This window comes from Leptospira idonii (genome assembly GCF_004770995.1).
GTDB lineage: Bacteria > Spirochaetota > Leptospiria > Leptospirales > Leptospiraceae > Leptospira_A > Leptospira_A idonii.
Genome location: NZ_RQHW01000018.1, coordinates 25,985 through 52,556, shown reverse-complemented (window position 1 = coordinate 52,556; position 26,572 = coordinate 25,985). Strand labels below are relative to the sequence as shown.

General features: G+C 41.8%; 28 protein-coding genes. 18 read left to right on the top strand and 10 right to left on the bottom strand.

Translation table 11 applies throughout. From position 1 onward, the window contains the following. Positions 1-111 precede the first annotated feature (111 nt). Entirely contained in the window at positions 112-1,539 is a 1,428-nt protein-coding gene (locus EHS15_RS06095) for an MBOAT family O-acyltransferase (RefSeq protein ID WP_135759664.1), read from the bottom strand. A gap of 12 nt (positions 1,540-1,551) precedes the next feature. Next, positions 1,552-2,544: a signal peptide peptidase SppA gene (gene sppA / locus EHS15_RS06090; protein WP_135759737.1), complete on the bottom strand. Its 993-nt coding sequence runs from the start codon at positions 2,542-2,544 to the stop codon at positions 1,552-1,554. Positions 2,545-2,608: 64 nt separating this feature from the next. Here sppA and EHS15_RS06085 point away from each other — a divergent pair, with 64 nt between their 5' ends. Next, positions 2,609-3,493 (top strand): aldose epimerase family protein, encoded by an 885-nt coding sequence (locus EHS15_RS06085; RefSeq protein WP_246051915.1) that lies wholly within the window; start codon positions 2,609-2,611, stop codon positions 3,491-3,493. 208 nt (positions 3,494-3,701) lie between these two features. Here EHS15_RS06085 and EHS15_RS06075 read toward each other — a convergent pair whose 3' ends face one another. Beyond that, positions 3,702-4,595: a hypothetical protein gene (locus tag EHS15_RS06075; protein ID WP_135759662.1), complete on the bottom strand. Its 894-nt coding sequence runs from the start codon at positions 4,593-4,595 to the stop codon at positions 3,702-3,704. A 56-nt stretch (positions 4,596-4,651) separates the two neighbouring features. Here EHS15_RS06075 and EHS15_RS06070 point away from each other — a divergent pair, with 56 nt between their 5' ends. From EHS15_RS06070 to EHS15_RS06050, 5 genes are all read left to right on the top strand, one after another. Next, the gene (locus tag EHS15_RS06070; protein ID WP_135759661.1) at positions 4,652-5,419 is read left to right on the top strand and encodes an LOG family protein; all 768 of its coding nucleotides are present in this window, start codon (positions 4,652-4,654) and stop codon (positions 5,417-5,419) included. Between the two features lie 19 nt (positions 5,420-5,438). Beyond that, entirely contained in the window at positions 5,439-5,747 is a 309-nt protein-coding gene (gene rpmB / locus EHS15_RS06065; RefSeq protein ID WP_135759660.1) for a 50S ribosomal protein L28, read from the top strand. Between the two features lie 24 nt (positions 5,748-5,771). Beyond that, positions 5,772-6,425 (top strand): endonuclease III, encoded by a 654-nt coding sequence (gene nth, locus EHS15_RS06060; RefSeq protein WP_135759659.1) that lies wholly within the window; start codon positions 5,772-5,774, stop codon positions 6,423-6,425. 787 nt (positions 6,426-7,212) lie between these two features. Continuing rightward, positions 7,213-8,124, top strand: coding sequence for a UbiA-like polyprenyltransferase (locus EHS15_RS06055; protein ID WP_135759658.1), 912 nt, complete (start codon positions 7,213-7,215; stop codon positions 8,122-8,124). Next, positions 8,121-8,723, top strand: coding sequence for a UbiX family flavin prenyltransferase (locus EHS15_RS06050; protein WP_135759657.1), 603 nt, complete (start codon positions 8,121-8,123; stop codon positions 8,721-8,723). The genes EHS15_RS06055 and EHS15_RS06050 overlap by 4 nt, the downstream gene beginning before the upstream one ends. A 153-nt stretch (positions 8,724-8,876) precedes the next feature. Here EHS15_RS06050 and EHS15_RS06045 read toward each other — a convergent pair whose 3' ends face one another. Next, entirely contained in the window at positions 8,877-9,293 is a 417-nt protein-coding gene (locus EHS15_RS06045) for an acyl-CoA thioesterase (RefSeq protein ID WP_246051914.1), read from the bottom strand. A 68-nt stretch (positions 9,294-9,361) separates the two neighbouring features. On the opposite strand from EHS15_RS06045, the gene pyrB reads away from it, so the two are divergent. The 12 genes from pyrB (at position 9,362) to EHS15_RS05985 (ending at position 18,793) form a co-directional block, all read left to right on the top strand. Then, entirely contained in the window at positions 9,362-10,303 is a 942-nt protein-coding gene (gene pyrB / locus EHS15_RS06040) for an aspartate carbamoyltransferase (RefSeq protein WP_135759656.1), read from the top strand. 5 nt (positions 10,304-10,308) lie between these two features. Continuing rightward, the gene (locus EHS15_RS06035) at positions 10,309-10,680 is read left to right on the top strand and encodes a DUF2203 domain-containing protein (protein WP_135759655.1); all 372 of its coding nucleotides are present in this window, start codon (positions 10,309-10,311) and stop codon (positions 10,678-10,680) included. Beyond that, positions 10,664-11,890 carry an LL-diaminopimelate aminotransferase gene (locus EHS15_RS06030; RefSeq protein ID WP_135759654.1) on the top strand — a complete coding sequence of 409 codons (1,227 nt, stop codon included), beginning with the start codon at positions 10,664-10,666 and terminating at the stop codon, positions 11,888-11,890. The genes EHS15_RS06035 and EHS15_RS06030 overlap by 17 nt, the downstream gene beginning before the upstream one ends. Before the next feature lie 53 nt (positions 11,891-11,943). Continuing rightward, positions 11,944-12,936: an adhesin OmpL37 family surface protein gene (locus EHS15_RS06025; RefSeq protein WP_135759653.1), complete on the top strand. Its 993-nt coding sequence runs from the start codon at positions 11,944-11,946 to the stop codon at positions 12,934-12,936. A gap of 2 nt (positions 12,937-12,938) precedes the next feature. After that, the gene (locus EHS15_RS06020) at positions 12,939-13,577 is read left to right on the top strand and encodes a hypothetical protein (RefSeq protein ID WP_135759652.1); all 639 of its coding nucleotides are present in this window, start codon (positions 12,939-12,941) and stop codon (positions 13,575-13,577) included. Positions 13,578-13,625: 48 nt separating this feature from the next. Then, complete coding sequence (locus EHS15_RS06015; RefSeq protein WP_246051913.1) at positions 13,626-14,786, top strand: CBS domain-containing protein; 1,161 nt, start codon at positions 13,626-13,628, stop codon at positions 14,784-14,786. A 151-nt stretch (positions 14,787-14,937) separates the two neighbouring features. Further along, complete coding sequence (gene rho / locus EHS15_RS06010; RefSeq protein WP_135759651.1) at positions 14,938-16,341, top strand: transcription termination factor Rho; 1,404 nt, start codon at positions 14,938-14,940, stop codon at positions 16,339-16,341. Positions 16,342-16,355: 14 nt separating this feature from the next. Beyond that, positions 16,356-16,556 carry a 50S ribosomal protein L31 gene (gene rpmE, locus EHS15_RS06005; RefSeq protein WP_135759650.1) on the top strand — a complete coding sequence of 67 codons (201 nt, stop codon included), beginning with the start codon at positions 16,356-16,358 and terminating at the stop codon, positions 16,554-16,556. A 54-nt stretch (positions 16,557-16,610) separates the two neighbouring features. Then, positions 16,611-17,405, top strand: coding sequence for a pentapeptide repeat-containing protein (locus tag EHS15_RS06000; RefSeq protein ID WP_135759649.1), 795 nt, complete (start codon positions 16,611-16,613; stop codon positions 17,403-17,405). Positions 17,406-17,415: 10 nt separating this feature from the next. After that, complete coding sequence (locus tag EHS15_RS05995) at positions 17,416-17,604, top strand: hypothetical protein (protein WP_135759648.1); 189 nt, start codon at positions 17,416-17,418, stop codon at positions 17,602-17,604. A gap of 65 nt (positions 17,605-17,669) precedes the next feature. Next, positions 17,670-18,029, top strand: a complete 360-nt coding sequence (locus EHS15_RS05990; protein ID WP_135759647.1) for an STAS domain-containing protein — start codon at positions 17,670-17,672, stop codon at positions 18,027-18,029. 2 nt (positions 18,030-18,031) lie between these two features. Beyond that, positions 18,032-18,793: an LA_1326/LA_4305 family lipoprotein gene (locus EHS15_RS05985; RefSeq protein WP_135759646.1), complete on the top strand. Its 762-nt coding sequence runs from the start codon at positions 18,032-18,034 to the stop codon at positions 18,791-18,793. 46 nt (positions 18,794-18,839) lie between these two features. Here the strand turns inward: EHS15_RS05985 and EHS15_RS05980 are convergent, their stop codons facing one another. The 6 genes from EHS15_RS05980 to EHS15_RS05955 are packed head-to-tail and all read right to left on the bottom strand — an operon-like array spanning position 18,840 to position 26,565. After that, complete coding sequence (locus EHS15_RS05980; RefSeq protein WP_135759645.1) at positions 18,840-20,516, bottom strand: DUF342 domain-containing protein; 1,677 nt, start codon at positions 20,514-20,516, stop codon at positions 18,840-18,842. Positions 20,517-20,525: 9 nt separating this feature from the next. Further along, a complete protein-coding gene (locus tag EHS15_RS05975) occupies positions 20,526-21,593 on the bottom strand; it encodes a glycosyl transferase (RefSeq protein WP_135759644.1) in 1,068 nt (355 codons plus the stop codon). Positions 21,594-21,602: 9 nt separating this feature from the next. Continuing rightward, positions 21,603-22,433 (bottom strand): TrmH family RNA methyltransferase, encoded by an 831-nt coding sequence (locus EHS15_RS05970; protein ID WP_135759643.1) that lies wholly within the window; start codon positions 22,431-22,433, stop codon positions 21,603-21,605. Between the two features lie 10 nt (positions 22,434-22,443). Next, complete coding sequence (locus EHS15_RS05965; protein ID WP_135759642.1) at positions 22,444-23,286, bottom strand: class I SAM-dependent methyltransferase; 843 nt, start codon at positions 23,284-23,286, stop codon at positions 22,444-22,446. After that, on the bottom strand, positions 23,283-25,244 hold the full coding sequence (locus EHS15_RS05960) for a SpoIIE family protein phosphatase (RefSeq protein WP_246051912.1): 1,962 nt from the start codon (positions 25,242-25,244) through the stop codon (positions 23,283-23,285). Before EHS15_RS05960 ends, EHS15_RS05965 begins: the two co-directional genes overlap by 4 nt. Before the next feature lie 31 nt (positions 25,245-25,275). Next, positions 25,276-26,565: a citrate synthase gene (locus EHS15_RS05955; RefSeq protein ID WP_135759641.1), complete on the bottom strand. Its 1,290-nt coding sequence runs from the start codon at positions 26,563-26,565 to the stop codon at positions 25,276-25,278. Between the last annotated feature and the right edge of the window lie 7 nt (positions 26,566-26,572).

The following is a 26,572-nucleotide window of genomic DNA, read 5'->3' as shown; positions in this document are numbered from 1 at the left end:
TTGCGAATCCAAGAAGGATCGTTTTGACAATTCCAAACAAAGAAAAAAGCGGGGAGATAGAGGAAAAGAACGGCTTGTTTCTTATGAAAAAAAACAAACCGTTCCTTAGACTTAGAACTGGAAGTAGATAAAATCCTGTCCCCCGTCTCCGAAAATACCTAACAAAAGTAACATGATCACTGCCAAAACAGGAAGGATATAATTTTGATACGGCTTTAGTTTCGTATAAGTGGCATCGGAATATTGCATCCAGTTGAAGAAGAGGCCGGCCGCTACCAACAAAGGAAGTTCGTTCACTCTGTCCAGTGTGTCCCCTACGCTTCGAAAAGTGAAAATCCCTTTGAAGATTTCATAAACGACAGACATCGATTCGTCCCCTCTGGCCGCAGAACGGAAGAAAATTCCAGAAAAAGCAAAAGCAAGGAATACGAAAATGGTTCGGATGAGGGTCGCAAAAGGGAAACTGTCCGGTATGATTTTCTTTTTTCCTCTCGCCAAATACAAAGAACGTTCGATCCACAAGAAGGCGCCTAAATAAGCTCCCCAAGCAACGTAGGCCCAATTGGCTCCATGCCAAAGTCCTCCCAAACACATAGTGATGAACATATTTAGATTAGAACGAAAGATGCTTCCTTGGTTTCCTCCTAGAGGAATGTAGAGGTAGTCTCTCAACCAAGAAGAAAGGGTGACGTGCCATCTCGACCAAAGATCTCTGAAACTTTGAGCAAAGTAGGGGCCTTTGAAATTTTCCGGAATTTCGTAACCGAGTAAATTGGCAGAACCTCTGGCGATATCGGTGTATCCGGAAAAGTCGGAATACACTTGTGTGATAAAACCTAATACAGCAAAGAAAAGAGAATAACTGTCATACTTCGCAGGATCCATAAAAACAGGAGCGATGATGGGAGCTACGTTCTCTGCGATGACTACCTTTTTGAAAAGTCCCCCTAAAATCAAGAAGAGACCTTTTTTCATTCGGTCATCGTCTATTTCAGGATTGTTGATTTGAGGAAGGAAATTATCCGACCTCATGATCGGGCCTGCAATCAATTGAGGGAAAAACAGAATGAAGATGAAGTAGTCTAAGAAACTAATTCTTTCCTTGATGATTCCTCTGTGAAGATCCACTTGCAGGGCGATGATCTGAAAGGTATAGAAGCTGATGGCAAGAGGGAGAAAGATGCTCCAAGAATCAGCGAACGTCTTTACCTGCGTCCAACCAGAGATCGAATACACAGTTCCTGTGATGAAGTAAAAATATTTAAAAAGAACTAAGTTTGCCAGGTTGAGGCAGATAATCGTAGTTAGGGCAAATTGATAGGGTTTCCCTTCCGATTTTCTTTTAAATATAATTTCACTGAACCAGTAGTTGACTAAAACGACTCCCAGGAAGTGAAACAAAAAAGGAAAACTGAAATAAGCGTAAAAAATTACGGAAGAAAGAAGCAAAAGCGGCTTTCTCCCTTTTTGAGGAATATTCCAGTAAACTAGATATGTAACTGCAAATAGAACTAGATAGGCAATGGAATTAAATAACATGAAACGTCCGGCCTACAGATCCCAAAGATAATAGAATTTAGCGCCGGAGTTCTGACCTAAAAACTTATCTACGATTCCCAATTTGATTTGGTTCTCGGAAGATCCGTTCGCTTGGTAGATATTCTCCACTCTGCCTTTTCCTCTTTGGTAAACGATCAGTTTCGGGTTTCCGCTTTTATCGCCGGAATATTTATCGTGCTGCATCAATCTGTATTGGAAATCTTCGAAGTATCCGATGAAATCCACCATACCTTCGTTTTTAGCTTGTTCTGCGGTGAAAATTCTTCCGTCACAAATTTCTTTCAATCTGGTTTCAGGAACATTCGGTCTTCCTTTTTTCACGATCTGGAAGAATCGATGATACAAATTGTCTACGATGGATTGGAGTATTTTCTTTTGTTCAGGAGACTGGTCGATGAAAGGGGAACCGATCGCTTTGTTCGCTCCGGACGTAATGGACTGATCTTTGACACCGATCTTATCCAAACCTTCTTTGAAGTTGAAACCCTGCATGATCACCCCAACTGAACCTGTAACGGTTGTTGGATGGGCACCGATGGAGTCCGTACTCATTGCGATGTAATAGGCACCGCTTGCGGCAGTGTCCATGAATCCTGCGAAAACAGGGATTCTCTTTCTTTGTTTGAAATTCAGAATTTCTTGATAGATGATGTCGCTCGCAGTAACCGTTCCGCCGGGAGAATTGATTTTAAGAATGACTCCTTTGATAAAAGGATCTCTTTCTGCGAACTTGAGAGATTCTTTTACGCGGGCGACCACTGATTCCGTACTGCCCCCGAAGAACGATTCTTTGCTTTCATCACTGATGATCCCTTCGATGGGGATGATTAAGATTTTATCTTTATCGGTTCCGGAGATTACCTTTTCTTCGAAATCCGCCTTTCCCCCTCCGAAGACAGGGAAACTGGCAATGATGCAGGACTGCAGAAAAACTGCGGTAAAAACGATTGTGAAAACTGTAAGAAAGTGCTTTCTGGAAGGCATAAGAACCTTTGTATGATCGGAAACTTTGGATTCAATCATTTTTGGGGGGAGAATCTTGTATCATTTGAGAACGAAACAGGCTAATTTCGAGATTTCCCCGGAAGCGGGAGGGCAGTGGCTGGATTTAGTTTTAGCGTCTCCTCTGGATTTTTCACCGATTTCCGTCGTAGCAGGACACAAAGAATCGGATCCTTTTTTCGCCTCCGGATCTTTTCTCATGTTTCCTTGGGTGAATCGTTTGGATCCGAATCCTTGGGCCAAGGAACCTTTTTATCCCAGTGTTCACTGGCTTACGGATGGAAACGGAATCCCCTCACATGGGTTATATCATAATCTTCCCAGGGATTTGATTTTCGAAATGGAATCCGATTCCCGTTCGGAAGCGCATTTTTCTTTCCGCCTCCCCGATTCTTGGAAAGATACGATTCTTTCTGAAATCCGAGTGACTGAATCTTTTGTGCTGACGGATCACGAACTGAAAGTTCGTTATCGATTGGAAAATCTTTCCGGGAAAGATTTTCCCTTCTCTTTAGGAATTCATCCTTACTTTCGCTGGGGAACAGAGTCTTATGTAGACGATTTGTACTTATTCGGTTCCGGTTTTTACGAAGTTAAATTAGGCGACTATCTCCTACCGGAACGGCTATTAGACGGTACAGTTCGTCTCAAGGACGAAATGAAACTGGAAGGAAGGTCTATGGACCATTTGTATAAGTCCATCGAAGGAACCGGACAGTTAGGACTTTTCTCCATCCATCGAAAGGAAAAATTAATCGTAGGAGGAGGACATTTCTTCCAGGTGTACATTCCGAACGATAGAAAATCAATCGCCATCGAACCGATGACTTCTACTGGAAATTTTTTGCATTTTTCCGGTTCTAATCCTATGGATTTACCTAGGGATTCCGAAAAAACGATCGAATTTTTTATTCGCATGGATAGTTTTTAGGTTATAATCAATCGTCTATTACGTCTAACAGACGAGGTTCAAGCAACGATGACCGATACGATCATACAATCTTGCAGACAAGTAAGCAAAAGTCTTTTGGAAATAAAATATTTTGCAGAGAAAAAGAACACCAGTAGAACCTCTGTTTATCGAGCTCTTCAGGACAAAAAGATCAACGAAGTTGTGATCGGGAAAAACTCCCGTTTCATTATTTTGGACGATCAAGCGAAGAAGTGGCGCCCCGGTAGACAGGCCTAGATTCAAACGTATTCTCGTAACCGAATTTAAGATCTTCGATCCAATAGATCGGAGATCTCTCTTTCCCGCTGCGGTTATGGTTCCATAATTCTTTGGGAATTCGAAGAGTTATGTTTGGATCCAAAATGGGAGTTAGGTTCCAGTATTCTAAGAAATAATGATCTTTAGGGTTCTCTAAAAAATAACCTAAAAAGAGAAATAGAGTTTCTCCGTAACTTCCTTCCGCATACTTTCTTTTGCATTTCACATAAAGTTCTCCAACAAGAGGCGAGGGAGAATAAAACTTTCTGTGTTTCCATCTGTAAAAAATTTTTTCCAATCTTCCGATCCTGACTTTCACTTGGATTTTGTTTTGAAACACCAAAGGAGAGAATCCTTCTTTGGTCCAAATCCAATCTTCCGGAAGATCCAATTCTCCTTCCTGCAAAGTCAATTTTTTCCAATGAAAGTATTTGGGAATGTTCGTAAGTTGTGAGAAAAAATTAGTTTTAGGGAAAGTTTCTTTTTCCGTTCGATCTTCCAAAAAACCGAGAATATGCGATCGTAAGCTCTTTTCTTTTTCCTTTCGAAACAGATCGGGAAAGAATAGATGGAAATATTTATCTTTTCCTTGGGGAACCCACGATACATAGATCCTCAAGTTGCATTTCAAAACCGCTTCCGGCTGGATTTCCCATGCGAGATCTGTCTCTTCTTTCCAAAGATTCGAATGATAGTTTTCCCAAGACTCGATGAATTTTTCTTTCAATTCGATTTCCCTGAAATTCAAATGAGGGAAAAATAGATGAACGTCTGTTTGTTGATTCCCCGTTCGGGAAAATAAGGATTTCCAGTAATTCATCATACTTTTCAAAATTTCCTATGAAGGTGCCGCAGGATAAGGTCGATCCTAATCATACAATGACAGATTTAGCCTTTGAAAACAAAGATTTTTTATGGGGGGACAATGCTGGTCCGGTTCGGATGCTTTCCGAATATCTGCATCCCAAAGCGGAACTGACAAAAAACGGAATTACGGACACTGTAGTCGTTTTCGGCTCCGCAAGAATTCCCAGCCCGGAAGAAAAGGCGGGTAATCCTAATCTAAACGGGCTGACTCCATTTGTCAGATACTACGAAGAAGCGGTTGAATTTGCTCGTTTGATGACGGAATGGGCCTGTCATTGGGAAAAGGAATTTCCCGGCAGAAATCTGCACATTTGCACTGGGGGCGGCCCTGGAATTATGGAAGCGGGGAATCGGGGAGCGAAATTAGCAGGTGGTAACTCCATTGCATTGAACATAGTGCTCCCTATGGAACAGCATGTGAATCCTTATGCGGTTCCAGAGCTTTCTTTTGAGTTTCACTATTTTTTTATGCGCAAATTATGGTTTATGAAACATTGCAGAGGAATGATCGCATTTCCGGGAGGGTTCGGAACTTTCGATGAATTGTTCGAAACTCTCACTTTGGTGCAAACGGAGAAAAAAACTAAAATTCCCATCCTTCTCTATGGAACGGAGTTTTGGAAAAAAGTGATCAATTTCCCTGCTTTGGCGGAATTCGGACTGATCAGCAAGGAGGATCTACAGCTTTTCTCTTTTGCGGACACTCCTGAAGAAGCTTTCTCTTTCTTTCAAAAAAACATTCGTTTGGAATTGACCCGAAAATTAAGTACAAAATCATAGCGAAACAAAGGGAAATTTTATGGCTAGAAGATGTGTAGTAACTGGAAAAGGAACGGCAGCGGGGAACAATGTATCTCACTCGCACAAAAAGAACCGCCGTATTTGGAAGGTGAATGTCGTTACTAAAAAAGTATTTTTAGAAGATGAAAACAGATGGGTTCGCGTTAAAATTTCCACAAGAGCATTGAGAACTCTTCGCAAAAAAGGATTGAAAGTGGCGATCCAAGACCACGGTGGAGACATCCAAGCAATCGCTCCTAAAAAATATGTAGGAGTGAAGAGTGTTGCAACTGCTTCCCCAGCTCCTCAGGCAAATCCTTCCAAGTAAAATCAATTTTAGTTACCGGTCTTTATGAAAAAGACCGGTAAAAAACCTAACTTAGTCTATATCCGCGAACTCTATCGTTTGTTGCGAAAAGAGTTCGGGGAAGTGGAAACTCCTCTCCATTTCAAACAACCTCACGAGCTTGCGATCGCAGTCATTTTATCCGCACAATGTACGGATGAAAGAGTGAATCAAGTCACTCCTGAATTATTCAAAACCTTCCCCAGCTTACAATCTTTTGCGGATGCAAAGCTGCAGGATATAGAAACAAAAATCTTTTCGACGGGCTTTTACCGCAATAAGGCGAAAAACATACAAGGATTTGCGAAACTTCTTTTAAAAGATTACGGAGGAGTGATTCCTCAAACTTTGGAAGAAGCGATTTTACTTCCCGGTTTCGGAAGAAAGACCGCCAATGTTGTGTTAAATGAGCTTTACGGAGTGTCCGACGGATTCGTTGTCGACACTCATGTGAAGAGACTGACGAAACGTTTGGGACTTACGAACCAAACGGATCCTGTGAAGATAGAAAAGGAAATTATGGAGACTGTGCCGAGGGAGTATTGGAGAAACCTGTCTCTGTACCTAATATTTCTCGGTCGTAAGAATTGCGCAGCCCGCCGTACAGATTGTCCTTCTTGTGTTCTGGCGAAGATTTGTCCGTCTTATTCCGAGAATTGACAGGAAGATCTTCCTCTTTTACGGAATCGTGTTTTTTTCTCCAAGATCTGTTTCTATCCGTTAGATTGATGGAGATCACTTCATGATGGATTCGGATCATATCTCTTTTACGAAAATAAAGTTCCAGGCTGCCTAGTTTTCCGAAGTCTTTCGGACAGGTCACTTGGTGTATGTTTCTTGAATAACGAAAGTTGGCTCTCTGTCCGGGTTCACCCAATAAAAAAATAGGGAAGTAAGGATCTTTAGGAAATTCTAATGTAGCCAAAAGAACCTCTTCCGATTCTTTTACGAAATAAATCCATCCGTCAAAATCGGAGAGATCTTCCGTTTTTCCGTGAGAAGATAAATAACCTATTCCTAGTTTCACTGGACCGAATTCCAATAAGGATTGTTTTTCTTCCTGATAACCGTCGTAAGGATAAGAGTTCAATCGTTTGTCTTTTTTGTCGGAATAAGGAAACAAAAGATAGGCTCTTCCGTTCTTTTTTTCATAATCCAGCTTTTCCGTTTCCACCCACTGCAGCAGTGCTCCCAATCCACCTCTCCCTTCGGAGTTCATTCGGGTATGCGCTTCTTTCCCGCAGTGAAAGAAAATTTTAACGGGACGATCTTCTTCCGAAGGATGAGCTACCAAAATAGGGGAGATTCCCAAGATCAGAAAAAAATTAAAATAGGGCAGAAACTTCATTGCAAGGACTCTACTAGAGAAGAACGGTTAAAAAAGATCTTTAGTGAACCAAAAAACTGGGAACCAGTCTAAAGGTTGGGCTAAAGAAGTGAAGCCACGATGAAATTTTTCAAAAATTTAATTCTCTACGGACAAATGGTCAAGTTTTCTCACACTCTTTTTGCTCTCCCTTTTGCGGGGATTTCCTTTATCTTAGCGTATCTTGAATCTTCTCTTGAAACAGCAGACCTCATTCGCATCGGTTTTTTGATCGTGATCTGTATGGTGAGTGCCAGAAGTGCCGCCATGGGGTTCAATAGATATGTGGATTCCGAAATCGATGAAAAAAATCCCAGAACCGAAAACAGGGAAATTCCTTCCGGAAAAATCTCCAAACTGTCCGCACTTTTGTTTATCGGGCTTTCTTCTTTTATTTTTATCTTTGCCAGTTTTTTCGTGAACAAACTCGCATTTTTACTTTCTTTCCCCGCTTTATTCGTTTTGTTTCTTTATTCTCTCACCAAAAGATTCACTCTTTTCTGCCATATCGTTTTGGGTTTTGCCATTTCCCTGGCGCCTTTGGGGGCTTGGATCGCAATCTTAGAGCGAATCGATTTGGTTCCCGTTTTGTTTTCCGCAGGTCTTTTGTTTCATATTTCCGCCTTCGATATATTATACGCCATCCAAGATGCAGATTTCGATCAGAAACAAAACCTTCATTCCATACCCGCTAAGTTAGGGGAATCTAAATCCAGAATTATCGCCGTTCTGTTTCATATATTTTCGATTTCCATTTTCTGTCTGGCGGGAGTTGTCAGCGAATTAGGATTTCCTTATTTTCTAATCCTTCTGGTCATTACTGGTCTCCTTGTTTACGAACACCGCATTTCCTGGGATCATAAATCGAAGGAACTTCCTCTTAGGTTCTATCAAATCAATTCCTGGATCAGTGTGGTTTTGTTTTTGGCAATTTTAGCGGACAAATGGTCTGATTTTCTTTTGAAAGTTTCTTCCGGAATCAGTTTTCAGTGAAGCTTGTGGTCGGGCTTGCGGGAGCAAGCGGTTCCATTTATGCGGCTCGTTTTTTGCGGGCCTTATCCGAAATTCCAGGGGATACATATTTTACGGTAAGTCCTGCTTCTCTGAGAATTTTTTCAGAAGAATACGAAACGAAAGTCTCTAATGCAGAAGATGTTTTGGATTTCATCCAACAAAGGTGGAAACCGGAAACAAAACACAAGTTTCATATACGCGATTTTTTCGATATAGGTTCCGATATTGCCAGCGGGTCAAATTCTTGGGATGCGATGGTTGTCGTTCCTTGCAGTATGAAAACGGTTGCATCGATTAATGCTGGTTTTACGGAAAATCTGATTGAACGTGCTGCAGATGTGAGTCTGAAAGAAAGAAGACGTTTGATCGTAGTTCCCAGAGAAACACCTTACAACAGAATTCACTTGAGAAATATGCTGAGTTTGGACGAAGCAGGAGGAATCATCGTGCCTGCCTCTCCCGGATTTTATCAAATGCCGAAGTCTTTGGACGATCTGGGTGACTTTATTGCAGGAAGGATTTTCAATCTGCTAGGAGTCGAATCGGAACTGTTTCCTAAATGGGATCCTAAGAAGTAGGAGAATATTATCTCCCCGCCCTGACTGAAGGGTGGGGTACCAGACCCGCCACCCAATGGGTTCCTTTTATCATATCGCTGTCTGTTTGGCGATCTTCTTCGGTGATTTCGCAAATTTTTTTAAAATGTTTTCACCTTTTTGCCAGGTTGTTTGTTACTTCACAGGAATTTTGAAATTTCTAAAATGAAAGTAGGGCTTTCCTCTTTCATCCAAACATACGTAGCTGATTTCACTTTCGATCACTTCTCCTAATTTTCCCGTTTGAGGATTGTTGGTGATCGCCAATGTTTTTACGGTCACGGAAGATTTTCCCGTTTTGATGATTTTTCCGTAGATTTGGATGATATCTCCCGCTCTTGCCGGAGAGCGAAATACCACATTGTCCATACTTACGGTAACTATGTTCGTATATTGGATTTTCATCATCGCAAACATGGCCATCCCTTCGTCGATCCAGGAGAGCATTTTCCCTCCGAACAGGTTGTTGTGGTAGTTCAAATCATCCGGTTGCACAAGGTGCTGGGTCACTAGATCCATTTCATTGATTTTTGCTAAAATTGCTGCCGACATAGTGACCAGTAAAATTTTGTTTTCGATTTATTCGATACCAAAAACCCTTGATAAAAGATTTCCGCCCTATGCAATCCTACTCTCATCGGAACATTTTAGACACCCTTCAGTTTTCCAAAGAAGACCTCGATTTCATCATCGAAAAAAGCAGAGTCATGCAGACCTTACATGAAACCGGAGAAGCCTTCGGGATTTTGAAAGGCAAACTTCTCGCTTCCCTCTTTTTCGAGGCTTCCACAAGAACCAGACTTTCCTTCGAGGCTGCCATGGAAAGGTTAGGTGGAAGGTTGGTTTCCACGGTAGGGTTTCAGTTTTCTTCCATCTCCAAAGGGGAGACCCTTTACGATACGATGAAGATGATCGAAGCCTATGCGGACATCGCAGTCATCCGTCATCCTGTAGAAGGTTCTTCCCGCATCGCAGCAGGAGCCGTTTCCATCCCTGTCATCAACGCAGGAGACGGAGCAGGGCAGCATCCCACTCAAGCACTACTCGATCTTTATACGATCATTTCCGAAAAAGGTAAAATAGAAGGTTTGAACATCGCCTTTATCGGAGACCTCAAATATGGAAGAACCATTCATTCTTTAATCAATCTTCTCAGACATTACCCTGTGCATCTTTATCTCATTTCTCCGGAAGAGTTAAGACTGCCGGAAGGATACAAAAAGAATCTATCCGGTTTCCCGATGACTTGGGAAGAAACGACAGATATCAAAACCTTTTGGGATGCGGACGTAGCTTATGTGACTCGCATCCAGGAAGAACGTTTTCCCGATCATAGAGAATACGAAAAATTGAAAGATATCTATAAAGTGAATAAGGAGCTGGTTCTTGCTTCCAAAAAAGACACCACCATCCTGCATCCTCTTCCTAGAGTGAACGAATTGTCCACAGATGTGGATGATCTTCCTAATGCAGCTTACTTTCGTCAGGCGAAGTACGGAGTGGTCGTGAGAATGGCTCTTCTTTGTATGAGTTTGGGAGTTCCTTTCGGAGGAACCAGGTAATCATCATGACTAGAAAGGTTTGGACCTTAGATGAAGCAAAAGAAGCCTTGCCTTTAGTCAAAGACATCACAAGCGAATACTATCGTAAATCGAGTAAACTCGCGGACGAAATCAGAAATAAAATTCTTCCGGAAAATATTTTGGAAGAAAAGGAAGAGGAGATCTCCTCTTTGGTACAGGCATGGTCCAATGAGATCCTAAGTTTAGGCATTGATGTAAAGGGACTTTGGCTGGTTGATTTCGATAATGGAAAAGGATATTATTGTTGGACTTGGGGCGAAGAAGACGTGTTATACGAACACGGCTATAATGACGGATTTCGTTCCCGTAAATTAATTGGAGAATCTAGGGAGGAAAAAAATGACTCAGATCAATGAAAACTATTTAAAACTAAAAGCAGGTTATCTCTTTCCTGAAATCGGTAGAAGAGTAAAAGCCTATTCGGAAGCGAATCCTAACCAAAGAATCATTCGTTTGGGTATCGGGGATGTGACTTTGCCTTTGGCTCCTACCATCGTAAATGCAATGGTGGATGCCGCTAAAGAAATGGGAACTTCTTCCGGCTTTCACGGTTACGGCCCGGAACAAGGTTATTCTTCCTTACTTCAGAAAATCATAGAACACGATTATACCAAAAGAGGAGTGACTCTTTCCGAAGATGAAGTGTTCGTTTCCGACGGATCCAAATGCGACTGCGGAAATATTCAGGAAATCTTTTCTTTAGACAGCAAAATTGCGGTGGTGGATCCTGTTTATCCCGTTTATGTGGATACGAACGTGATGGCGGGAAGAACGGGGGAAGTGAAAGAAAGCGGTCATTATGCGAACATAGTGTACATGCCGGCGACAGAAGCCAATTCCTTCGAACCCGATTTCCCGAAAGAAAAAGCGGATATCATTTATCTTTGTTATCCGAACAATCCTACCGGTATGGTCGCATCTAAAGCTCGTTTGACGGAATGGGTGAATTTTGCCAAAAAAACAGGTTCTATCATTCTTTATGATTCCGCTTACGAAGCATTCATCCAAGATCCTGCCATTCCTAAATCCATTTATGAGATCCCAGGTGCCAAAGAAGTGGCGATGGAATTTAGATCTTTCTCTAAAACGGCAGGTTTTACAGGAACTCGTTGCGCTTATCTTGTGATTCCTAAGGAACTCAAAGGAAAAACAAGCAAAGGAGAAGAGGTTTCTTTCAATTCCCTTTGGAGCAGAAGACATACCACAAAATTCAACGGAGTATCTTACATCACTCAAAAAGGAGCGGAAGCAGTTTTCTCTCCTCAAGGTCAGATCGAAATCAAAGAACAAATCGCCTATTATATGGAAAATGCACGTTTGATTCGAGAAGGTTTGTCTGCGTCCGGATACAGCGTATTTGGAGGCCAAAATGCTCCTTATATTTGGCTGAAGACCCCTAGAAACCTAAAATCTTGGGAATTTTTCGACGAATTGCTGAATAAAGCCCAAATTGTGGGAACTCCAGGTTCCGGATTTGGGCCTGCAGGAGAGGGATATTTCCGTCTTTCCGCCTTCGGAAAAAGGGAGGATGTCATTTCCGCCATCGAACGCATCCAAAAAATGTAAAAATGATTCTAGGATTTTCCCATAGCTCCGATATATTTAAACAAGGTATAGCTATGGGAAAATGGAAATTCATCCTTTTGATTGCGCTTTCAAGTTTGCACATCTCTCACTTGAACGCAGTGTCCCCCGAACAGACGAATTTGGGGATATTGATATTCGAAAATAAAGAAAACATTAATTTCATTAATGTTGCATTGAGTAATCTCGCTCCTCCTCAAGAAGAAGCGGCTACTGTCACTCCTGCACCAGGTCAGCCGGCACCGGAACCTGCAAAGAAAAATCTGGAAAACGATTATTTCAAATTATTGAAAGCCGCCAACCAAACGGACTTTAGTGGAAACATGTGGTATCTGCAAAGTAACTACACTTACGCTTTCCGTCAGTTGAGAGGGGCACAAGGGGAATTGAAAAATATTTTTGAAGTAGTGATTCAAAAATATATCGAAGACGCTCGTTCCTTGTTGGAATCTGCGGCTCCTTCCATCATCCGTTCCAACGACAACTCTTCCAAGGCGCTTCTTAGACTGGGCTTCAGAGACCTTCGTTCTGCGGAAGATCTTTATACAACGGGACTCAACTCCAGCCCTCATCAATTCCGCTACAAGCTAACATTGTATAAAGAAGGAATCTTGACTCTTAGAAGAGCTAAAAGATTCGCAATCCTTGCGATGATCTATTCCAAAACTCCCGATGAAGATAAACCGGAATACCAATACCGTTCCAACGAAGATTTGAAAGAAGCACGCAACGAAGAAAAACAAAGAAACTACGAGAAAGTGCGAGATACTTTGATCAACTTCATTGAAAACAAAAGAATGGAAAGAACAGTTGCTCCTCCGGGCAATCCTGACGCAAAACCTTTGGATCTTTTGGAACAACACGACGACAACTACGGCTTCATCACTTCCAAGAGACTGGATCTTCTGCAAGAGGCTAACCTTCAGATCAAAGAAACCGAAGGTGCTAAAAGAGAATCCGTTCCTCCTGTTCCAAAATTCGACGAACAAGGAAAAGCCACTTATCCCGAAGAGGCTCCTAAGAAATAACCATGCGTCCCCTAGTTTACCTGATCCTTTTGTTTTTTTCTTTTTCTTTGATTGGAAAATCGACTCTTTCCTACAGAGAGAGGAAAAAACAATTCGATCAAAAAATTTCTCTGATCACTGACATCCAAGATAGCTTTTCCATTCAGGAAGAGCCCGGAAAAAATCCTCTTAGAACGGTTCGTACGGAAGTGGAAGAAGTGTATCGTGCGGGAGGAAGAGCTCAGATGGAAAAAACTCTTTCTCTTGCAGAAGGAGAAGTGGTTTATGCTGCGAGAAAACTTTGTCCTAAATTGGAAGAACTTTCCGCAGATATCTATCAAAAAGCGCAAAGTTCTTATTATAGTTTGGAAACGGATGAAAAATCTTCCGGTAAAAAATTGGAATGGGAAACGAAGGAAAAAATCCAACGTTACCTTTCCATGGCCAAAAGCGAGAAAGATCATGCAAAAGATTTTTTCCTATCGGGAAACTATCATATGTCTCTACACACATATAAACGATCCATTCTCTATTCCTTACTATCTCTCAGAACGCAAAATGCCGAAATCCCCGAAGGATATCAAACTGCTGCTAATGTTTGGGCCGAACCGGTTTTCCAAACAGTGAATCAACAAAAGTCCAGCTCCATCCGAGAAAACTAAAAATTTCGATTTTCACTTGGGAGAATTTTCTCAAAATGACTCTGATCTGTGAAAATCGAATCTATTTACAAACATTTTCTTTTGACCAAAGCGACTCATCTTCCTGTAGTAGGTGAGTCCGGCAGTCTGCTCGGGCTCATTTCCAAGGAAAGAGTATTGCGCGAGTTAGCTGACCTAGGGAAGGAACGTGCAGAATACGAACAGATCCCTTCCGAAATCCTAGAAACAGATCTAAACGAAAACATCATCGGCTTTTTTAAGGAATCTACCCGCATTCCTGTTTTGGATTCGTTCGGAGAAAGAAAAGAGTTTTGGGACAAACCTAGATTTTTGGCAGAGTTTTCTAAACTGGATGCTTCTTTAGCGAGAGATCCTAAACTGGAAGAGATCGCCGCCAAACAAGAGAAAAAAAGAGACTCTCAAGATTCCATTCATTGGTACATGGAACTCATTCTCGCCAATTTCCCTGACGGACTTTTGTCCACGGATGTAGCAGGGGAGACCATTTTTTACAACGAAGCATTTGAGAAAAAATTCCTTCCTCTTCCTTTTTTCAAAGACTCCGTTCAAGTGGCGGAACGTTATCTTAGAGATTTGAACAGAGAGTTATTCGCCAACTACTTGAAAGAAAACGATTTGGAAATGGAATCCAAAGACCATTCCACTCATCAGCTTCAATCCATTGTAAAAGAACTGGATGCATTTATCCGCATAGTCACTTTGAAAAAAGACAAAAAAGTAGTCGGCTTCCTTTATCATTTTTCTTCTCTCTCTTCCAAATTGGAAAATGTTTCCAAACAAGGGAATGTATTCCCCAGCCTGGAAGAAGCATTCGCATCCAGATATCCACTAGAACGAGTGTTAGAAGAGATGGAGTCCCGTTACATCTACGAAACCTTAAAACGAAACAAAAATAATATCTCTCATACCGCTTCGGATTTGGAAATCCCCAGAACCACTCTGCAAAATAGAATCAAATACTTGAAAATCCAGGAAAGATTCAAAGAATCAGAGTCCGAGAAAAAGAAAGTGATTCCTCGTAAAAGAGGGATCGTTCCTAAAATCGAAGTGCGAGCGCCTCAAAAACCGGCTTCCAAACCGAAAAAAGTTTCGAAAAAAAGCGGATCGGTTCGTCAAAAAATTGCAGTGAAAGGCAAAACTGCGGCGAAGAAGGGCAAAGTTGTAAAAAAGGCAAAAAAAAGGCGTTGACGTATTTTTCCAAAGCCTCAAGTTTTCCTTACCATTTAGTAAAACATCTACTAAGCCTCGATACGCAATTGCTGTTTCACTAGCAACCTCACTGCACAAATGGTTTCCCAAATTCAAAAATTCTAAAAAATCTACAGTTATGTAACTTTCTATGGCATCACGCAAACAAGACGAACTACAATACACTTCTCAAGAAGAACAGCCAGAATATTCAAATGGCATAATGGACCAAGAAGAGGGGAACGAACCCCCAAAACAATTCAAGAAGAAACGCCGCCAATACGAAGGTCCCATCCCTCCTCCTCTCGACTTAGTAGAATTAAAGAAAAAAAACATCAACGAACTGGCAGACCTTGCCAAAGGTTTGGGAGTGGAAAACACTCACGGTTTGAAAAAACAAAACCTAATGTTCGCGCTCCTTCAAGCGCAGACCGAAAAAGACGGTCAGGTGCATGCGGAAGGAGTTATGGAAAAACTCCCCGATGGTTACGGTTTCCTAAGATCGCCTGATTATAATTATGTGCCGGGTCCGGATGATATTTATGTATCTCCTTCCCAAATCAAACTTTTCGGTTTGAGAACGGGAGACACAGTAGAAGGTCTCATCCGTCCTCCTAAAGAAGCGGAACGATTTTTCGCAATGCTTCGGGTAGAGTCGATCAACGGTTATCCGGTGGATGTGGCTCAAAAAAGAAATCTTTTCGACAACTTAACTCCTCTTTATCCTAACGAAAGAATCAACATGGAATTCGACCCAAGCCATCTGGACACTCGGGTTATGGATTTAATGTGTCCGATCGGAAAGGGGCAAAGAGCTTTGATCGTAGCGCCGCCTAGAACCGGTAAAACGATTTTGATGCAGTCCATTGCCAATGCGATCACTCGCAACCACCCTGAAATTTTCCTAATCGTTCTCCTCATCGATGAAAGACCGGAAGAGGTAACCGATATGGCTCGCCATGTGAAGGGAGAGGTAGTGAGTTCCACTTTCGACGAACCTGCCCAAAGGCACGTTCAAGTGGCGGAGATGGTCATCGAAAAAGCAAAACGACTGGTGGAACATGGAAAAGATGTGGTCATCCTGCTCGACTCCATCACTCGTTTGGCTCGTGCCTACAACCAAGTGGTACCTACCTCAGGAAAAATCCTTTCCGGTGGTGTGGATTCCAACGCACTTCACAAACCAAAACGATTTTTCGGTGCCGCTAGAAACATCGAAGAGGGAGGCTCCCTCACCATCATCGCTACTGCGCTCATTGACACAGGTTCTCGTATGGATGAGGTGATTTTTGAGGAGTTTAAGGGAACGGGAAATATGGAGATCCATCTGGACCGCAAACTGGCAGACAAGAGGATTTTTCCTGCCATCGACATCAACCGCTCCGGAACGAGAAAAGAAGAGCTCCTTCTTCCTCAAGATGTTCTCACTCGAGTGTTTATCCTTCGAAAAGTACTTTCTCCTATGAGCATCACCGAAAGTATGGAACTATTGATCGAAAAGATGCGTTCTGCCAAAACGAATGATCAATTTTTGGCAAGTATGAACACTAATTAGTAAAAGGCGCCTATATGAAGACTGACATCCATCCAAAATACGTTGCTGCAAAAATCAAATGTGCCTGTGGCAATGTGATCGAAACTAGATCCTATGCAGGGGATATCAGTGTAGAGATTTGCTCTAACTGCCATCCTTTCTTTACCGGTAAGTCCAAACTTGTGGATACAACCGGTCGAGTAGATAAATTTAAGAAAAAATACAAAATGAAGTAGGGTTTCCTTTCGGAACCCGTCTAAATTTTAGATCATCTCTAAGGAGTAAACCGCATGGCAGTGATGGACTTTGCAAGATATAAGGAAATCAACGACCAAAGGTTGAATTATAGAGAAATGGAAGATGCCAATGTGGTATCCTACTACCGCAACACAGGTTGTGGAGACGGATATCGCATCTACCTCAAGGTAAATTCCCAATCCACTGTAGAAGATGCTAGTTATACGACAACAGGTTGCGGTTTTGGAATCGTAGCTTTGGCCATGGCAACTGAATACGCCAAAGGCAAAACCATGGAGGAGCTTCGCAGCTTAACTCCAGAGACTTTGGAAACACTCTTCGAATTCCCGGAAAGAAGAAAAAACTATCCTGAATCTGCAGTTGCCGCTTTGAAAAAAGCAGTGGAAGATTGGGAAAATGGAGGAGGGGTTCCTTCTGAAAAAAGAGTCACCAAAGCGAAAGCGATGGATCTTTTGTCCGCACAAGGCCATTTGAAAGAGGCTCAACTTTCTAGCGTTATGTTGGAAAAGGAAAATTTCAACGGAGTTGATTTCTCCGGTGCGGATCTTCACAATGCCTTTCTTCAAAATTCCAGTTTTGTAGGAGCCAATTTTTCAGGCGCCAACCTCAAAGCTTCTTTTTTCAACGGCGCTGATCTTAGAAACGCCAATTTCAGAGGCGCTGACCTTCGTTGGGCCAAATTGGCGGGAGCCAATATAGAAGGCGCTGATTTCACCGATGCTCTCTACGATATCGGAACCAGAGTCGATCAAAAACAAATGCATATTTTCGAAGTAATGAAAAAGGCCGGAAAAGATCTCTATTTGAATCCGACCGACAAGGAATGAATTTTTTACGATGAAAGTGGGAGACAAGGTAAAACTTACCAAAAGAACTTTTCTGCACCAAGGAATTTTTATTTTTACCGGTTCCACTGTGGAAATCAAAGAAATTCATCCAGAGAAAGCCCTAGTGATCTACAACGACAAAGAGGGATATCCCCATGATCTGGAAATGAACCTGGAAGATTTGGCTCCTCTCGCCTAAACTCTATTCGAATTTCTTGACACAAAACTTTGTTTCGGTAACTTATTGCTAACTCTTCCTCTAGTATGTTGATTCAAACCCATAGCAAAGACAACCACCTATTGTTTTCCATTCAAAAGGATATTTTGATGGAAAACTCAAGAGAGTTTTACCAAGAATTCGAAAAATCGATGGAAGGGCATAAATTCGGGAAACTCACTTTGGACTTTGCTCAGGTGAAATTTTTGGATTCTTCCGGGATCGGCGCTGTGATCAAAGCTTCTTCTGCGCTTCATAACAGAGGGATTGAAATTTACGTAACCAATCTCAATAAGAACCTCAACTCTGTATTTCGTCTCTCCGGTCTAAATCATATTTTGTCCATTCTCACCTTCGATGAATACATCACAAAATTTCCCGAATTTACTAAAGCCTTGGAATCTTAATTATGAAATTTAAGTTTTTTTTCTTTGTTTTGCTCGCATTTACTTTGTTTGACGCATGTACCACAGGAGTGAGATCGAGAGATCTTCTTTTTAGAAACAATGAATTTGCGATTTACAGCGTAAAAAGAGAAAACATCCGACTTAAAGTTGAAAAATCTTTAGATTCTCGTTTTGCACATCCATTGGAAATTTCCGAAGAAAAAATTTTGGATGTTCTGGGAAACTTGAGATACAAACAAGAAAGTTCTTACGGCAACTTGGATCGTTATGTATTCGAAGAAGCGGAAATTAAAGATTTCGCATCCGATTTGGCGGACGGATTACAAAGAGTTAAGCCGGATGAACTTTTGTTAGTTGTTTCCAAATACAATTCAGTGAAATCGGTTGTTTCTCATTACGAAAGAACAGGTTTTTATATTTGGTCTACGGAATCGTCGATTGAAATTCTTTTCGGGGAAATTCAAAAAGAAATCGGTTTCGAGGAACAAGGAAATTACTTCGACTGGTCTCGTATTCCTGATATTTCTTTCGATCATACTCCTGACGCAAGTTTTCTACTTCCTTCTTCTCAATTTCAATTTAGGACTGTGGAAGGCTTCAAAAATAAACGATGGGTTGTTTTCGATAAAAAGGAACTCAGCAGAGTTAAATTCGAAAAAAGAAAGGTTTCTAAATCCAAAGAAATCGCTAAGTCCGTTGATTCCGATATGACTCCCGAAAAAAGAATTCAACGAGATGAAGAAGACGAAGTGATCGGAGATTGATTTCCCATTCAGGTTTCCTCTTATCTTAGATTTTTAAAAACTAATTTTACGATTCTCTTTTTTCTCTAGGAATGGTTCTGTCTGTTTGCACGGAACCGTCACTTCCCAATTGAACCACAGTTTTTCCAATGGCAGAGTTGAGACCCGGTCTGTAGATTTTTCCTAGTCCGAAGCTCACTTCCACACCTGGAAAAATCTCTCTTTCCACTTCCACATAAGCATTCTTATTCGGTTCATAGGAACCCAAAGCGGTATCGAATTGTTTTTGAAGGGACTCTAAAAGAACCGTATATTTTTCATTTGCTTCTTTCAGCTTGGAAACCATTTCCTTTTCTTCCGGCTTTAATTCCTTTTTTTGGCCTTGTTCCTGGAGTTTTTGCAACGTAAGCTGCACCTTTTTTAAAGTGGTTTCTTTTTCCGAAAGATCTTGTTTCATTCGGTTCAATTCTTCCAAAAGTTCGGGAGGAGTTCCTATTGCGACTTTTGTTTTAGTTTCCACAACTGCACCTAATTTAGAGCAGGTGACGGAATTACTTGCAATCACGGTGCCTCCGATGATCTCTCCTCTCCCTCCCAAAACCTGTATGAAATCTTTGGCGGAAAGTTCGGAATGCATCGCCGCTTCTTCTACGAAGATGGAACCGGAAGCAGTGAGTTTTCCCTGTTCCACGAATTTCGCATAAATATTTCCTTCGGATTCTATATAACCTTCTCCTCTTCCCATAAAGCCGCCTGACAGAACGATATCTCCCTTGGCTTTGAGAAAGGCTTTTCCTACGGAACTTTTAATGATGATACTTCCGCTGGTGGTAAGAGAGAAACCATCGCCTATTTTTTGTTCTACAATGATGGTTCCCGGAAAATCGATATTTCCCGTCGAGTAGTCGACCGCTTCCAATTGAACCACTTGATCAACTCTGATTTCGCCTGTTCTATCTAGGATGGGTCTGCCTGCGATTTTGGAATAGAGTTTGTCCGCTTTTTCTTCCACATTATAACCGATGATCCACTCGACCTTTTTCTCTTCCGGATAGGGGATGAGAGTGCCCGTGACCGTTTTTCCGTATTCTCCCGGCTTAGGGGGAATTTTTTCTGCGAGCAGATCTCCCGGTTTTACTGACTGGATGATTCCTATGTTTTTGTAATCGATCCTTCCTCTTTCATCTTCTTCTAACTGAGGTTTGTTGTCGGAACGAAAATGGATTTTGATCTCTCCATCCCTTCCCGGAATCGGAAGCACTCCTTTTGCGAAAGAAATGGGGATTAAAAATTCCGGGTTTCTAATGCAGGCAATGATTACCGAATCTATAATTCCCACGCTGATTCCAGCATTGGCGATCACTTCTCTTAATTGATGTTCGGTGAGCAGAGAACCTCCGTGTTTGGGAGGATGAAGTGTAAGATTGGCACTCATATTGTCTTCGCTGACTTTGATATCAACAAAGGAGTCCTCTGGAGTTCCTTTGGACCAATAACCGATTTCCACTTCTTTGCCGTCGGAATGAAGCAAAATTTTTCGAATCACATCCGTGTCGTAATTTTCGACTCCGAACAATTGGATTCTGGAGATGACGTCTTTGAGTTCTACTTTTTGCCCTTTTACACCTGGCTTTGTTACACGAAGATACGCCTTTCCTTGTTTGTTTTCAATTTGGAAAAAGCCGTTTTCGTTGGCTTCCAATTCGTGCAGGATTTTTTCTGTATAAGAATCTGGGGACGGCATTGATAAAAATTAAGTATATTCAAAAATTCGTTCTGAAATTTCTAAATCTCCGTTTTCGGATACCTTTGATACTTTGACTTCCTTTTCCTCTCTGTCAATGCTAGAAATCGCACTTTCAAAGCTGCAATTGGAAATTTCTTCATGGCTGATGTATGCACTTGGAAAATATTTTTCCAAGGATTTCACTAAGTAGGGATATTCGGAAAAATCGCCACGATCCGTATATAAAATAGGTGTTTTTGCGTAGTAACATTCCGAGAGGATTCCGTATCCAGGTTTGGTGAGAACGTAATCGCTGGCAGTGACTAGATCCGGATAATAACAATGAGCCGGAGTAAACACCCTATCCGAAACAAGTCCGGGAACTCCGTACGCTACGATTTGAATGTTAGGATCGAGTTTATCCCACTGAAAGGAAAACCCTTCCAAGCCGTAAGCTCCGAAAGAAATTAGAATGTATTTTTTATCCGGCTTCCAGCCGAAACTTTCTTTTGCCTGTTCTTTTGTTAGTCGAGGTTTTCTTCCCACAAGTCCTACATTTGACGATTCCAAAAAAGGCGGCATCGGACAAGTGAAAGGGAGATACAATGCTTCCGTAGCAAAACTGTATTCCGTTCGTAGGATCTCTGCAATTCCTGAAAAATAAGAATCTATTTTACCATAATTCTGATAGATAAAATCCCAAGTGAAGTTCCCGATGAATACGGAAGGAATTCCCGCTTCGAGTGCGATCGTGATAGGGAAGGATCCTGCATCGGTGACGATCAATTTGATTCCTTTCTCTTTGCAATACTTCGTTTCTTCTCTCAGAAGGGCGGATTTATTCTTTTCGAATTCGATTAACTCCGATTTGGTTTTTCCCACGTCCAAGGAAAGGGAATCTTTTTGATAAACTCCTACATCCATTCTTCCCGTTCTTTTGATGAGTTTAGGATGATCCCACTCCACGAAGGAAATTCTGTCCGAAACCAAATGAAGTTCCGTGAGTCTCGGGTCTTTTAACATCGTTTCCAGAATCACTGAGGTTCGGCTGATATGACCGAAACCGTGCCCGGAAGCGTAATAATAAATTTTCAAAGGAAGAACCTATCCTTTCTGTCTGAGGGATTCATACAAAACGATTCCGCAAGACATCGCTAAATTCAACGAATCTGCTTCGCCGAACATAGGAAGATAGAGTGTATCATGGCTTTTTTCTTTCGCATTGGGAGTGAGTCCGTACTGTTCGCTTCCGAAAAGAAACGCGGATTTTTTTTTCATATCGGGTTTGGTATAGAGCGTTTTTCCTTCGGGAGTCACTGCATAAATTCGATAATCTTGTTTTGTTAGGTGAGAAATCGTTTCTTCCAAAGAGGAGATATATGTGGGAAGGGTGAAAAGAGTTCCCGTGCTTGCCCGCACGACATTCGGATTGAATAAATCGATTCTAGGATCTGTGATAAGAACTAGTCCCACACCAGCACCTTCTGCGGTTCTTAAAATCGTTCCCAAGTTTCCCGGCTTTTCCACTCCTTCAATGATGAGGATAGGATTCAAATCGAGTTTAGGGAAATTTTCCCAATTGTAATGAGCATTAGGTGTTTCTGCTACCGCAATCAACCCGTCCGGTCTGTCCCTGTACGAGATTTTTTCGAAGATTTTTTTGGGAAGTTCGTAAACGGGGCATTTTACTTTTTCGATCAGTTTCTCTTCGTTTTCTCCCAAAAAACAATCCGGGGAAATGAACAAGGAATGGATTTTAATTTCCAGACTGGGAACGGAACCGTTTCGTGAGCCGGATACCGCTTTCTGAATTTCCCGAAACCCTTCTATAAAAAACTTTTTTTCCTCGTCTCTGTTTCTTTTTTCCTTCAAGGAAGAGACCCATTTTACTTTTGGGTTGGAAAAACTAGTGATGTATTGTCTTTGATTCCGCATAACTTAGATATTATTGCCTTCCTTTTTCAAAGAAGGAACAGAATCCGGAAGGGTATTTTTTCCCCGATTTTTCCGGGATGTACAGTTCGTCCGTATGATAATGTCCTTTGGATTTGATTCTGCTGGATAAAATTCTTTCCAATGTAAGGGGACTGTATCCTTGGCTGTGGCAGCTGAGAATCACGAATTCCGGAGAATGATCGCATAATTCCATCAATGCGTCCATCAGTTCGGGAAGATGATCTTCTATTTTCCAAACTTCTCCTTTGGAACCTCTTCCGAAACTGGGAGGATCCAAAATCAATCCTTGGTATTTTTTCTTTCTTTTGATTTCCCTTTGGATGAACTTCAAAACATCGTCTACGATCCAGCGGACAGGTTTATCGGCTAAGGAAGAAAGAGCCGCATTCTCTCTGGCCCAATCCACCATTCCTTTGGATGCATCCACATGACAGACGCTCATTCCTGCATCTAAGCAGGCTAAGGTGGAGCCTCCCGAGTAGGCGAATAGATTGAGAACCTCGAATTTTTCCTTTTTTTTGCCCAATTCCCTGATTCGATCCCAATTGGTTTTTTGTTCCGGGAAAATGCCTATATGGCCGAAAGGAGTGAGTTTGATTTTGAATTTTAAGTTTGCGAAATCGATGGAAAAACTTTCCGGAATTTTTTTCTGAAAACTCCAACTTCCTGAACCTGTATCGTTCTTAATATAACGTGCGTCAGGATCGTTCCAAATTTTAGGAGTTTCTTTTCCGTAAGCGGAAGAGGGGGAGGAACGAACGAGTTTATAACCGCCCACGATTTCTAATTTCGAAAAATCGCCTGAATCTAATAGTTCGTAACTTTGTTTCATTTCAGTTCCAAAAGAATAAAAGTAATATCGTCATCCCATTCTTTTAAAACCTTCCCTGAAAACGATTCTAATTCGGAGAGAAGTTTCCAGGAAAAGATGCCTCCCGGAACTCCTGTTTGGGATTCCAAAAATCGGATGAGCCTGTATTCTCCGTACATTTCCCCTTGGGAATTGAAGGATTCAATGAGTCCGTCCGTAACGAGAAGGACTCTGTCTCCCGGTTCCATAGGAAATCCTACTTCATCGACTGTGATTTCTGGGAAGAGCCCTATCACTTTGCCTTTAGGATGGATTGTTATGATCTCTCCCGATCTTCTTTGTAAAAACAGGGAAGGGTGACCCGCTCTTCCGAATCTCCATGTATTTGTTTCCGTATTCAGATAAGCATAAGCGGCGGTAAGATATTGGGGAGTGCAGTTCCCGTAAAGAACCCGATTCATTCCCTCTAACACTCGTTTGGGAGAAAAGATATTATCTTTTTGTGTGGCAAACGCCACTTTGCCCATCGCGGAAATAAGTGAGGCGGGAATTCCATGGCCGGAAACGTCGCAGACCAAGGTTCCCAATTCTCTGTGATTGGGTGAAGAGAACTCGTAAAAATCTCCTCCTACTTGTTTCATAGGTTGTATGAAAATATGAAGATTCATTCCTGTGATTTGAGGAACAGTTTTCGGCAGAGACTGCATAAGAATGTCTCTTGAGATTTCCCTTTCTCTTTGGTGGATTAGATTTTCAGCAACCGCATTGTCTTTTTCCATACGAAGGAGTTGGATTCTATCCGCAAGTGCGAAGGAAAAAAGAGTGATGTCTATCAATGAGGCGACAGGAAACAACATCTCTTCAATGAACACATTTGTTTGTAAGGTGGTGACTTTCAGAATGCTGTAAACGACGCTTGAGATCATCAAAATGAAAAAGGCAGCCCCGAAATAATAGAACGATTTGATTCTTCTGTAGAATCCCCAAAGGATGACCGCTAATATGAAGGCACTGAGAATGGAAGTGAGCCATGTGACTGCGATCGTTGCCAAATAGATTTGGCCGCAAAGACCGAAGAGGGTGTTGAGGATCAGAATGATCAGAAGGATTCTGGAAAATCGATATGCTTTCGGAAGTCTTTTCTCCAGTTTGAGAAAACTTGCGGCGAAAAATACGAAGAAGATCATGGAAAGACTGAAGAATACTGAAATTCCATTCCTCATAAAAAAGGGAGATTCCGGAAATAGAAAGTATCCTGCGAATCCCATTACGCTCATCTGTCCTAAAGCGAAGAACAAAACGTAACCTATGTAAAATAGATAGTTGATATCCCTTACAAAAAAGGCAATTGCCAGATTATAGATGATGATGATTCCCAGACATCCGAAGAAAAGTCCGTATAACCATTGCTCTGAATAATCGGTGGAATGAATTTGATCCTTGGTTAGAATGTCGAATGCGAATTGAAGGGAAATTTCCGTTCGGAAAGATACATAGATCGTCTGCCCGTAACTTTCCTTAGGAATGGAAACTATATAATGCCTATGAGGGATTTCTCTTTCCGACATTGGGATAAAATGTCCGGATCGTTTAGTGATTAGATTCCCTTTCCCGTCAGGGAAATAAAATTCAATAGAATCGATGTTATGTGCTTTGATGAGAAGATAGAATTCTTTCTCTTTTGGGAGATTTTCGTCCAGCCGAAACCTGGTCCAGATGGTGGATTTGGTAAAACCGTAGTTGATGAAATCGGAATCCGCTTTTTGAAAGGGAAAAGAATCGGGCGTTTGTAAAATAGAATCGATGTTTGTTTTTCCTGAAACATCTTCCCAGGCTTCTGCGTTTGTAGTGATTCTAGTATGTTTGGATAATTCGTTTTCCGTGATTGCGATCGGAAGAGGAAAAAGGGAAGTGGAAACTAGAAGAAAAAAAGAGAGAGAAAGGAAACGTAGTAGAGGGGAAAAAACCAAAAAGGACAAGAGAGAATTCTCTCGTCCTTTCGCCTTGTCGTTAGGCGTTCTTTTTGGCGGCTTCGTAGGCAGTTTCTTTGGCACCTGTGTAAATTTGTCTAGGACGGCCGATTTTTAGGTTCGGGTCTTCGATCATTTCTTTCCACTGAGCGATCCAACCTGGAAGTCTTCCCATAGCGAACATGACAGTAAACATGTTGGTAGGGATTCCCAAGGCTCTGTAGATGATTCCAGAATAGAAGTCTACGTTCGGATAAAGTTTTCTCTCTACGAAATATGGATCGTTTAACGCAGCTTCTTCGAGTTCCTTTGCGATATCGAGAAGAGGGTCTTTGATTCCTAATTTATTGAGAACTTTATCACAAGCTACTTTGATGATTTTCGCTCTAGGGTCGAAGTTTTTATAAACCCTGTGTCCGAATCCGTTGAGACGGAAAGAAGAGTTTTTGTCCTTGGCTTGTTCTACGATTTTTTTGACGCTTAGGCCGGACTTTTTGATCCCTTCCAACATCTCCAATACTTCTTGGTTGGCTCCTCCGTGACGAGGCCCCCAAAGAGCGAGGATTCCCGCAGAGATGGCACCGTAAAGGTTCGCAAGAGAAGATCCCACCAAACGAACAGTAGATGTAGAACAGTTTTGTTCGTGGTCGGCATGAAGAATCAAAAGAAGGTTCAATGCGGAAACGATTTCAGGATCGATCGAATATTCTTCCGCAGGAACTGCAAACATCATATTGAGGAAATTGCTTGCATAGTCCAGATTGTTGAGCGGATGAATGGTCGGCTGGCCGATCGATTTTTTATAAGCAAAAGCTGCGATGGTAGGGAACTTTGCAAGAAGGCGAATGATGGAAATGTCGCGGTGTTCCTCATTCATCGGATCGTAAGAGTCTTGGTAGTAAGTGGATAGACATCCCATCATACAGGACATGATCGCCATCGGGTGTCCGTCTTTAGGGAAACCGTTGAACAAGCGTTTGAGATCTTCGTGGATCATCGTGTGCATTGTGATGGATTCGTTCCAGGATTTTAGTTCTGCCTGGTTGGGAAGTTTTCCGTGGATCAGTAAATAGGCAACTTCGGTAAACGTCGATTTGGCGGCTAGATCTTCGATCGGAATTCCTCGGTATCTTAAAATTCCTTTTTCTCCGTCTAGGAAGGTGATGGCACTCGTGCAGGCACCCGTATTCAAATAACCGCTGTCGATTGTAACATAACCACTCAATTGACGGAGCTTTGTAATATCTATGGCTTTCTCGTCTTCGGAGCCAACGACGACTGGGAGTTCGTACTCCTTACCATCTATTTTCAGAATTGCCTTTTCCGACATATCTTCT